The organism is bacterium, assembly GCA_027622355.1.
GTDB lineage: Bacteria > UBA8248 > UBA8248 > UBA8248 > UBA8248 > JAQBZT01.
In genome coordinates this window covers 1-10080 of the sequence record JAQBZT010000082.1, presented here as the reverse complement: position 1 = coordinate 10080, position 10080 = coordinate 1, and the positions used below count along the sequence as shown (strand labels likewise).

Annotated in this window: 11 protein-coding genes; 7 read left to right on the top strand and 4 right to left on the bottom strand. The window is 63.7% G+C overall.

Features of this window, described 5'->3' with window-relative positions:
- The 4 genes from O2807_06590 to O2807_06575 form a co-directional block, all read right to left on the bottom strand.
- Positions 1 to 211: hypothetical protein (locus tag O2807_06590; protein ID MDA1000170.1), on the bottom strand; the 211-nt coding region annotated here is incomplete at its 3' end.
- A 4-nt stretch (positions 212 to 215) separates the two neighbouring features.
- Complete coding sequence (locus O2807_06585) at positions 216 to 986, bottom strand: ABC transporter permease (protein MDA1000169.1); 771 nt, start codon at positions 984 to 986, stop codon at positions 216 to 218.
- The gene (locus O2807_06580; protein MDA1000168.1) at positions 979 to 2013 is read right to left on the bottom strand and encodes an ATP-binding cassette domain-containing protein; all 1035 of its coding nucleotides are present in this window, start codon (positions 2011 to 2013) and stop codon (positions 979 to 981) included. The genes O2807_06585 and O2807_06580 overlap by 8 nt, the downstream gene beginning before the upstream one ends.
- A gap of 183 nt (positions 2014 to 2196) precedes the next feature.
- A complete protein-coding gene (locus O2807_06575; GenBank protein MDA1000167.1) occupies positions 2197 to 3246 on the bottom strand; it encodes an NAD(+)/NADH kinase in 1050 nt (349 codons plus the stop codon).
- Between the two features lie 159 nt (positions 3247 to 3405).
- On the opposite strand from O2807_06575, the gene O2807_06570 reads away from it, so the two are divergent.
- The 7 genes from O2807_06570 to O2807_06540 all read left to right on the top strand — a co-directional run.
- A complete protein-coding gene (locus O2807_06570) occupies positions 3406 to 4746 on the top strand; it encodes a glycerate kinase (GenBank protein MDA1000166.1) in 1341 nt (446 codons plus the stop codon).
- 104 nt (positions 4747 to 4850) lie between these two features.
- Positions 4851 to 6266, top strand: coding sequence for a pyruvate kinase (gene pyk / locus O2807_06565; GenBank protein MDA1000165.1), 1416 nt, complete (start codon positions 4851 to 4853; stop codon positions 6264 to 6266).
- A gap of 1 nt (position 6267) precedes the next feature.
- Positions 6268 to 7212: an ROK family protein gene (locus O2807_06560; GenBank protein ID MDA1000164.1), complete on the top strand. Its 945-nt coding sequence runs from the start codon at positions 6268 to 6270 to the stop codon at positions 7210 to 7212.
- Positions 7209 to 8108 (top strand): DUF3108 domain-containing protein, encoded by a 900-nt coding sequence (locus O2807_06555; protein MDA1000163.1) that lies wholly within the window; start codon positions 7209 to 7211, stop codon positions 8106 to 8108. The genes O2807_06560 and O2807_06555 overlap by 4 nt, the downstream gene beginning before the upstream one ends.
- A 165-nt stretch (positions 8109 to 8273) precedes the next feature.
- Entirely contained in the window at positions 8274 to 8855 is a 582-nt protein-coding gene (locus tag O2807_06550; GenBank protein MDA1000162.1) for a metal-dependent transcriptional regulator, read from the top strand.
- Between the two features lie 2 nt (positions 8856 to 8857).
- Positions 8858 to 9037, top strand: coding sequence for a hemin uptake protein HemP (gene hemP, locus O2807_06545; protein MDA1000161.1), 180 nt, complete (start codon positions 8858 to 8860; stop codon positions 9035 to 9037).
- Between the two features lie 146 nt (positions 9038 to 9183).
- Positions 9184 to 10080: porin (locus tag O2807_06540; GenBank protein MDA1000160.1), on the top strand; the 897-nt coding region annotated here is incomplete at its 3' end.

The following is a 10080-nucleotide window of genomic DNA, read 5'->3' as shown; positions in this document are numbered from 1 at the left end:
GCGCCGTCCGGGTCGTGCGGAGGCGGATGCCGCCCCGAATCTCGACGCGGGACATCCAGACACCATATGCGAGAAACAAAAGGCCGATCGCCCCCGCCGTGTATCCCCACCAGGAGAGCCCCGCAAGGGAATCGGCCATCGTCCAGCCCAGAAGGCCGATGAGTACGAATACGGCGGCGGCGACGAGGAGGTAGAGTTCGCGGCTTCTCAACGGACTAGCCCCTCCATCGGTAGTATTCGAGCGAGCGCATCGAAAGGAAGAGAAAAAGGATGGTGACGTTCAAGAGATAGACGATGTCCCGCGTATCGATGAGGCCGCGGATGGAATTCCGCAGGTGCGCGCCGATCGAAATATGACGGATCACCTCGGCCGTCACCGGCCCCACGGCAATCGACAGAAAATCCATGATGAAGCTCACGAGCAGGAGCATGAAGGTCAGGGCGGCCGCGATGATCTGGTTCGAAGTGAGCGAGCTGATGAAAAGACCCACCGCCAGAAAGGCGCTGCCCAGCAGAAACATCCCCAGGTATCCCGCGCCCACCACCGCCCAGTCCACCTCCGCATAAGCGGACAAAATCACCGGGAAAAACAGCGTGACCGCGAGCATGACGAAATAAATCAGCAGTGCGGAAACGAACTTGCCCGCCAGCACCTGCCCGTCCCGTATCGGATAGGTCAGAAGAAGCTCAATCGTCCCCTGTTTTTTTTCCTCGCTGAACAGGCGCATCGTCAAAACCGGCACGATGAAGAGCAGCACGATGGTCACACTGGAAAAGACCGGCTCGAGAACGCCCGCGGTGGCGTTCAGGCTCTCAGCGGCCCGGGGATTGCGCATCAACTGCACAGAGATCGACGCAAAGTTCAAGAATGCGCCCGAAAAGAAGATCCCCATGATGAAGGCCCAGGCAGCCAGGAGGACATAGGCAATCGGCGAGAAAAAATAAGCGGCGAGTTCACGCCGGCAGATGGACCAGGCGTTACGCACGGATGCCCTCCTCCTGTCCGGTGCGCTCTCCGCTGACGATGCGCACGAAAAGCTCCTCGAGGGTCTGTTCCTCGCGGGCAAGTTCGGTCAGCCGCCCGCCCGCGCTCGAAGCCGCGGCCGCAAGCTCGGGGCGCAGTTCCCTGTCGCCTTCCACCCGGACGGAATAGCTCACTTCGGCGCCCGAAGCGGCGCGCTCCTCGACCGTGCGGACGCCGGCCACACCCTCCAGCGCGCGGCGGATGGCCGGCCCATCCCCAAGGGCGGAGATGCGTACCCCTTTTGCCCCGCTCTTGTCGGTCCGGAGCATGTCGATGCTGCCCTCGGCGGCCAGCCGGCCGTGGTGGATGATCACCACCCGGTCGCAGACCATGCTCACCTCGGGGAGGATGTGGGTACTGAGGATGATCGTGCGCTCTCCCTTGAGGGTGCGCACCAGATTTCGGATTTCCACGATTTGCGCCGGGTCGAGGCCGGAGGTGGGCTCATCGAGTATCAGGACGGGCGGATCGCTCACCAGCGCCTGGGCGAGCCCCACCCGCTGGCGGTAGCCCTTCGAGAGATGCCCGATGATGCGGTGGGCGACCTGACCGAGACCGCAACTCTCGACAACGCGCCCGATGGCGGCGGTCTTGTCCGCTCCCCGGAGGCCTTTCACCGACGCGACGAAATCCAGATACGCCGACACCGTCATTTCGGGATAGAGCGGGTTGCTCTCGGGGAGATACCCGATGTTTCGCTGCACCTCATCGGGATTTTGCTGCACGTTGAAGCCGGCCACCGACGCCGTCCCCGAGGTCGGCGGCATGAAACCCGTCAGGATGCGCATCGTGGTGGATTTTCCGGCCCCGTTCGGTCCCAGAAAACCCAGGACCTCACCCTTCGCCACCGCAAAGGAGATGTCCTGCACCCCGGGGATCGCCCCGTAGAATTTCGTCAGCCCCTCGACCTTGATCCCTCCAGACTCCTCATCGGGCTGCGCGCCGCGCCGGATTGGACGCGCCTCTCCCCTCTCCGGGGCGGAAACCACGCATGCCCACGTATCGGCCTCATCTTCCCCGACACTGGACAGCCGCCAATACCATTATGGGATTAATTTAAAAACCAATCATTTGCACGGAATACCTATCGCAGCACTTTAGGCGACTGTATTCTCTGAAAAAATAAATGTAGGGGGGGTTGCGCCGGGTGTCAAGAGGCCGTCCGTGGCACATCAAGGATTCGCCTTTTTTCGCAATACCCCGTTCCGGGACGCCAGCTCCAGGTGTCCCCGGCGGGCGGCGTGGGCAAGCACCCGCTGAATGTCCAGCACGCGGGGACCTTTCCAATCGAGTGAGATGGAAATTCGCTCGCCGGCCTCCAGGACATGTTCCCGCTCGCCGTCGAAGGCCAGCACCCGGCTTCCCGGAATCTCCACCTCAATCGGCTTTCCCGGATGGACGCGGGCCGAGCGCGAAATCCGGGCCAGAGCCACTTGTCCCGGTCCGATGGGCGAGATCACGCGTTTTCCTTTCCCTTTTCGGCCCCGCTCAAACTCGATCCAGAGGCCAAAGGGCTCCTCGGGCCCCACCGGATCGAGGCTCGCGCCGATCGAAGAAAGACCCAGCCCCCCGGGACGGCCCTGGGTGAGCGCCAGCCCTTCGAGGCCATCCAGCTCCCAGATCGCCCGCGCCCCGGCGTAGCCGCCGCGCAGAAGGGCCACATCAATGAGCGCCATTTCCTCGGCCCCGCGCTCGAACTGAACCCGAAACCGCTTCGAGTCATCTAGCGCATCGCGGTAGCGCCGCGGGCTGCAGGTGAAGAGCCCTGCCCCGAGGCCGGCGACGGTTCCCTCCCAGGTACGGGGAAAGGCGTTGTTCGTTCCCGTCGAGAGGGGAACGATGGGAACCCTGCCGCAACCTTTCGCCACCGCCCGGCAGGTGCCGTCGCCGCCAAGGACAACGATGCAGGTGGCGCCCTCCTCTCGCAGCCGCTCCGCCGCACGGGTGGAATCTTCGGCCTCGCCGTAAGGGCGGAGATCGAGGAGGCGGGATTTCACCCGGCCCCCGCCGCGCACCTCCTTGAGGCCCTCCAGCGCCGCCGCGCCCAGCCCCCCGGCATCGCCGAACGCGACGACCTCCCGCACCCCGGCCGCGGCGAGGCCCGAGAGCACCCGGCGCAGGATGAGCACCTTCTCGTGATTGCTGAACGAACTCGCCAGGCCGACCAGCCGCCGGATGTCTTTTCCCGACTCGGGGTTTGCAATAATCCCGACAGATGCCAAACGCCCTCTCCCCGCAATTCGACAAACGCGTTCCATTGACCCGCCGCCGCGCTCCCCACTAGGATGTCGCCCGGAGCGCATCCTCCACAATACCTTGGTTCGAGTTGCCAGGCGATGTGCCGGACACCTCCGGCCCAGCACACCCGCCGGGGCGGTCAAATGCGAAAAACGCAGCTTCGAAAACATGCGGAATCCATCTTCCGGGCCGGGCTTGATGCCGTTCATCCCGCCCGGGCGGTCGAAGCCGTCCTCCGCATCGAGCGCACCGCCCGCGCCGAGCGGCTGATCTGCGGCAAGGCGCGGATCCCCCTCTCCCCCGCGGGACGGATCATCCTCATCGGCGCCGGAAAGGCGGCCCCGCTCATGGCGCGCGGCGCAGAGAACGTGCTGGGGCGCCGCATCGCGGGCGGCCTCATCGTCGTCCCGGTGGGTGGGGCGCTCCCCTGCCGCCGCGTGGAAGTACGCGAGGCCGCACACCCGATCCCCGACGCGGCGGGCGTGCGCGCCGCCCGGGAGATCGCCCGCTGGACGGAAGAAGCCGGGCCGGAGGATGTCCTCCTCCTCCTGCTCTCGGGCGGGGGCTCGGCCCTCCTCACGGCCCCGGCAGAGGGCCTCACCCTCGCCGACAAGAAAAAGACAACCGCGCTTCTCCTGCGGGCGGGCGCGCCGATCGATGTGCTCAACTGCGTCCGCAAGCATCTGTCCACTCTCAAGGGGGGACAACTCGGAAAACGCATCGCCCCCGCCCGGGGACTCGTGCTCTACATCTCCGACGTGGTGGGCGATCGCCCCGACACCATCGCCTCGGGACCCGCTTGCGGCGATCCCTCCACCTTCGCGGACGCCCAAAAATACATGAAGGAATTCCGCGTCTGGACGAAGATCCCCGCGCGCGTCCGCCGGCGCATCTCGGCGGGCAGTGCCGGAAAAATCCCCGAGACGCCCTCTCCCTCCGACCACGCCCTCGCCCGCATCCACCATGTGTGCGCCGCCCGCAACGGAGACGCCCTGCAGGCCGCCGCCGCAAAGGCCCGCTCGCTCGGCTACCGCCCCCGGATTCTCACCCGATCCCTCGAGGGGGAGGCGCGCGAGGCCGGCCGCTTCCTCGCCGCCATCGCCAGGGAGATGAAGGACGGCAAAGGCCCTTTCCGCCGTCCCGCCTGCCTCCTCGCCGGCGGAGAAACCACGGTCACCGTGCAGGGCCGTGGACGCGGCGGAAGAAACCAGGAACTGGCACTCTCCTTTGCCCTCGAGATGAAGGATCGGGCGGGAGTCTGCCTCCTCGCCGCCGGAACCGACGGCCGGGACGGCCCCACACCCGCGGCGGGCGCTTTTGTGGACGGGGACACGATCCCACGGGCGATCGCCCGCCGTCTGGCGCCCTCGGCGTTTCTCGCGAATAACGACAGCCATGGGTTGTTTCAACAAACGGAGAGCCTCATCACGACCGGGCCGACCGGGACCAACGTGATGGACATGGCCGTCCTTCTTGTTCGCTGAAGCGCCGCCGTTTTTCCTCGCCTCCCTATAAGTCTCTGAAAGAGGTATAATACAAGGGCCGGACCACCAAGAGACGTTGACATCCGACTTTCAAGGAAAAAATCATGCGCCGCACCAAAATCGTATGTACCCTGGGCCCTGCCAGCCGGCGCACCTCCATGCTGCGCGCCATGATTCGCGCCGGAATGAACGTTGCGCGCATCAATTTCTCCCACGGCACCCACGCCGAACACCGGGCAACGATCCACCGCATTCGCAAGGTGTCCGCCGAGGAAAATGCGCCCATCGCCATTTTGGCCGATCTGGCCGGCCCCAAATTCCGCCTCGAAACCGTGCAGAAGGGCGCGGCCCTGCGCGAGGGCGGCCTCGTGAGGCTGGTCAACCGCAGCATCGTCGGAACCGACAAGCAACTTTCCGTCAACCGGCCCGATCTGCTCCCCGCCCTCCTAAAGGGACACCGGGTGATGATCTGGGACGGGAAGCTGCAGATGGAGGTCATTGAGCCGGGCCACGAGGAGGTGACCTGCCGGGTGATCGCCGGCGGGCCGCTGAAGGACCGCGCCGGGGTGAACATGCCGGACTCCGTGCTCGATATCCCGCCGCTGACCCAGAAGGATCTGAAAGACATCGCCTTCGGCGTGAAGGAGAATGTCGATTTTTTCGGCTTTTCCTTCGTCCGCTCCGCCGCCGACATCGTCTATTGCCAAAATGAAATCCGCGCCCGCAAGGGCCAGACGCCCATCATCGCGAAAATGGAGATGCGCGAGGCGGTCAAGAACCTGGAGGAGATCATCGATGCCGCCGACGGCGTGATGGTGGCACGCGGGGATTTGGGAATCGAGATTCCGCTCGAGAACGTCCCCCGCGTTCAAAAACAGATCATCGCCTACTCGAACCAGCAGGGAAAACCGGTCATCACCGCCACCGAGATGCTTCTCTCCATGGTCACGGCGGCGCGCCCGACGCGGGCCGAGGCGGGCGATGTGGCGAACGCCATACTCGACGGAACCGACGCTGTCATGCTGAGCGAGGAAACCGCGGTCGGGGAGCACCCCGATGCGGTTACCCGGATGATGGCGCGGATCGCCCATGTGGCCGAAGAGTCCATTTTCGAGACCAGCCAGGTTCGCCTGAGAAGACCCAGGCTGGAGAGCCATGACCTGGGCCGATCCATCGCCCACTCGGCGGTACTTCTCGCCGATCAGCTTGACGCCGCTGTGATCATCGCGCCCACCGACTCGGGCGATACCCCCCGGCGCATCGTTCGCCACCGCCCCGAGCAACTCGTGTTGGCGCTCAGCACCTCCGACCAGGCTGTGCGCCGCCTCAACCTCTCCTGGGGCGTTATCCCCTGGAAGCTCGCACACCGCCTTCCCCCGGAGAAAATTCTCGAGCATGTCCGGGCGCGGCTGCTGGAGGAAGAACTCGCCGCCGAGGGTCACTACGCCGTCATGTGCGCAGGCTATCCCTTCGGCGCCGACGTCAGCAGAGGAAGGGTCATCCTGACGGAGGTCATCTGAGATGGCCGGGGATGGCCCACTCCTGGGGATCGATCTGGGAGGCACCTACGCCAAGATCGCCCGCTTCACGGCCGCGGGCGACCGGGAGGCGGAAGCGCAGATGGACACCGCCGGCCGCCCGGGCGCCGGCTCCATGGTGGACGCTCTGGCCCGGTGCGCGGAAGAACTTCTGGGCGGCGATGCGCCGGCGGGCCTGGGCATCGGCGTCGCAGGCGTTCTCGATCTGACCTCCGGCCGTGTCATTGAATCGCCCAACATCCCGCAGCTGACGAACTTTCCCTTGCTGAATGCTCTGCGCGAGCACTTTCCCGGCGTACCCGCGGCGATGATGAACGATGCCAACGCGGCCGCGCTGGGGGAGTACCACGCGGGCGCGGGAGCCGGCACCGGAAGCATGGTTCTCCTCACCCTGGGGACGGGCATCGGCGGCGGCATCGTTCTCGGCGGAAAGCTCTGGGAGGGCGCGGCGCGAATCGCCGGCGAGATTGGTCACATGTGCGTTCAGGCGGAGGGTCCGGCGTGTCACTGCGGCGCGCGCGGATGTCTGGAGGCCTGCGTATCCGGCTGGGCGCTTCTCCGGGACGCCGAGGAGCTGGCCCGCACATCGCCCGGAAGTCCGATCGCGAAACTCACGCCCCGCACCCCCGAAGGATTGGCGGAACTCGCCCAATCGGGCGACGCGCAGGCCCGGGCTCTATGGGAGCGGGCGGGCCGCATGCTGGGCGTGGGATTGGCCAGCATCATGAATCTCTTGAATCCCGAGTGCATCGTCCTGACCGGCGGCCTTGTCCGGGCCGGCGAACTCTTGATGACCCCTGCGCGGGCGGCGTGGGAAAGTCAGGCGTTCGAGGCCGCCCACCGGGCCGCGCAGGTGAAGACGGGCGCCCTGGGCGGCTGGGCGGGCGTGCGGGGCGCAATCCAGCCCTTCATGGAGAGCACCTCTTGAGTCTTCGACGGCGGGGATGGACGTGGGCCCAGGGCGCGTTTTGCGCGGCCGGGCTGACGATCGGGCTGGCCGCCCACGCCGTGGGCGCGGTAGCTCCCGCCAACTCCCCTCCCGCGCACTTTCGCGGGGGCGAGGTCCTCACCTTCGAGCTTCGCTGGGGACGGATGTCGGTGGCCCAAACCCTCCTCTCGGTCGAAGGGCCCTTTCTCTGGAATCACAAAAAAGTCCTGCGGTACCGGGCAACAACCCACACCATCGGCTGGCTCGATCGGGTGTTCCGCGTGCGGGATTCGGCGGAGAGCTATGTGGACGCCAAGCGCCTCTCAAGCTACCGGCTGGAGCTTCGCCAGCATCAGGGTCAATATCAAAGCCAAAAGTGGTATACGTTCGATGGGAAGAAAGCCACCTACGTCCGCGCGGGGCGCCCGCCACGGCACTATGAGACGCCGGGAGATGTGCAGGACGCTCTCAGCGCCTTCTACAAGGTGCGCGCCCGGGGCCTGAAGCCCGGTCAGAATTTCGAGATCCCCGTTTTCGACAGCAAGCGGAACTGGCGGGTCCGCGTCCGGGTTGTCCGGCAGGAGAAGCTGGAATCCCTCTGGGGGCCGATGGACACCTACCTGGTTGAGCCGGAGCTGAAGGGCGACAGCTTCTTCCGGCGCCGGGGCCGGGTCTGGATCTGGGTCACCACCGATCCGCTGCACGTTCCCATCCGCCTCGAGAGCACCACCGTGATCGGCCCCTTCATCGCCCATCTGGTCAAAACCCAGGGCCTTCCATCGGGCTCGCTCCGCCACCCCCCCCGGTTTGAAGCGAAATCCTGGAGACCGACAACAAAAATCGTGGATGATAAGCGCGTCTCCCCTTCCAAGAACTTCAAGTTCGATACGAAATAATCATCATAACCATCTGATTAACATACAAATTTATGGATAGATAAATTTCCAGTAAAAAAACGCAAAAAAGTATTGTTAATTTAAGTTAACTTTGTTAATCTCGCCAAATAAAGTTTTGCCCCGCCTCATCGTACGGACCTGAGGGCAACGAGAAGGAGCTTGGCCATGACGCCGCAAAAGACCCGCAAACCCGAGCCGTCCCTTTCCCCGAGCCTGGAGCATTACCTCCGGGCAATCTATGAGCTGATCGAGGAGAAAGGATATGCGCGCGTGACCGACATCGCCCAACAGCTCGGCGTCGCCAAACCCGCCGTTTCCGCAGCCCTCAAGACGCTCCACGCAAGCGGCATGGTGCAACACCGCGTGTACGAAAACGTTCTCCTCACCGAAGCGGGCGAGCGCCAGGCCCGCGGGGTTTCGGGAAAATTCGCCATCCTGATCCAGTTTCTCTCCGACATCCTCGGCGTGGACGGGAAGCAGGCCCTCGTTGACGCCTGCCTGATGGAACACTACGTGAGCGGCAACACGATGGACCGCATTCTGGATCTCCTCCGTTTTTTCGAAGACCAGAAAAATTTCAAGGCGCTCGAAGCCTTCCAGGCCTTCCGGCGCGCGTGCGAGGGAGAGGATACCTGCCCGAGCTGTTCTTTCAACTGTGACGATGCGCTCGCGGGGAAGGATGCGCCGCCGAATACTTCCCGGATGACGCACCCCCAGATTTTGCCTATCCACGGCAGGAGATCATAGAGGTGAAAAACGAAACCAAGGTATCCGTCGCCCTCCTTTCGGTCGGCTTCTCCTGGCAGGGGAAGCCGGTCCTGGAAGCCAGCGAGCTTCTGGCCGGCTCCCCTGCCGCCGTCATCCGGCACGAGGGCGAGGAATATTTATTGGAAAAAACGCGGAACGGGAAATTGATTCTGAAAAAATAACTTGTCGCTCACCGCCTATCCCACGTCAGCACAAACCTTCGACGAGGCCAGCCAGCTATGGGAAAAGGCGGACCGAGACGCACGCTCCGGACGGGAGATGCGTCATCCCTCACAACCCGAAAGAAAATAGGAGAAAAAAAAAGAACATGCGAAAATACGTCGGGCTGGCTGGCCTACTCCTGGGACTCGTGCTGTATCCCTACCAGGGCGCAGAAGCAAATGAACTGGAACAGCTGAAGGTGGAAAACAAACGATTGTCTGAAAAAGTGGAAAAATTATCAAAGAGTGTGGAAGAATTAATGCGGCTTGTCCGGGGCAAGGAAAGAAGCTCGTCCAGCGGGAATGCCTCCTCCCCACTTTCAGCTCCGCAAAAAGCGACTCCCGCGTCTTCTTCCACACCCTCAAAAACGGTCCACTCTGGAAACGACAAGGTAAAGCTTGAAATCTCGGGCCAGATAAACCGGGGCGGATTGTATGTTGACGATGGGACGGAGGCGGAACTCTTTCACGTGGATAACGACAACTCCTCCACGCGTGTCCGCTTTGTCGGCAAGGCGCAGCTGGACAAGAATCTCTCGGCGGGGGGGCTCTTCGAGGTGCAGTTCGAATCTAACTCCAGCGCGAGCGTTGAGATTGACCAGACGGGTGAAGCGGGCCCGAACAATTTCACTGAGCGTCATGCGACGGTCTATCTTGATCACAAGATGTTCGGGCGGTTATGGCTTGGACAGGGCGATACCGCCTCGAACGGCACTTCTCAGTCCGATCTCTCCGGCACCAGCGTCATCAACTATTCCGCGATCCAGGATATGGCGGGCGGAATCAGTTTCCGCGACCGCGTGACCAAGGCCAAGGTGGCCACCATCAAGCAGGTGTACGATGATTTTGACGGCTTGAGCCGGCGGGATCGTGCCCGCTACGACAGCCCGAAACTCTGGGGGCTCCAATTTTCGACCAGCCATGCGCAGGGAGACGCTTGGGATGTCGCCCTGCGCTATGGGGCCGAGTATCCGGCCATCGACACCAAGGTCCAGGCCGCGTTC

Bases quoted from the DNA above. Each gene is read 5' to 3' on its own strand.
- O2807_06570 (MDA1000166.1), top strand. From the start codon at position 3,406: ATGCGAAAAACGCAGCTTCGAAAACATGCGGAATCCATCTTCCGGGCC.
- pyk (MDA1000165.1), top strand. From the start codon at position 4,851: ATGCGCCGCACCAAAATCGTATGTACCCTGGGCCCTGCCAGCCGGCGC.
- O2807_06560 (MDA1000164.1), top strand. From the start codon at position 6,268: ATGGCCGGGGATGGCCCACTCCTGGGGATCGATCTGGGAGGCACCTAC.
- O2807_06550 (MDA1000162.1), top strand. From the start codon at position 8,274: ATGACGCCGCAAAAGACCCGCAAACCCGAGCCGTCCCTTTCCCCGAGC.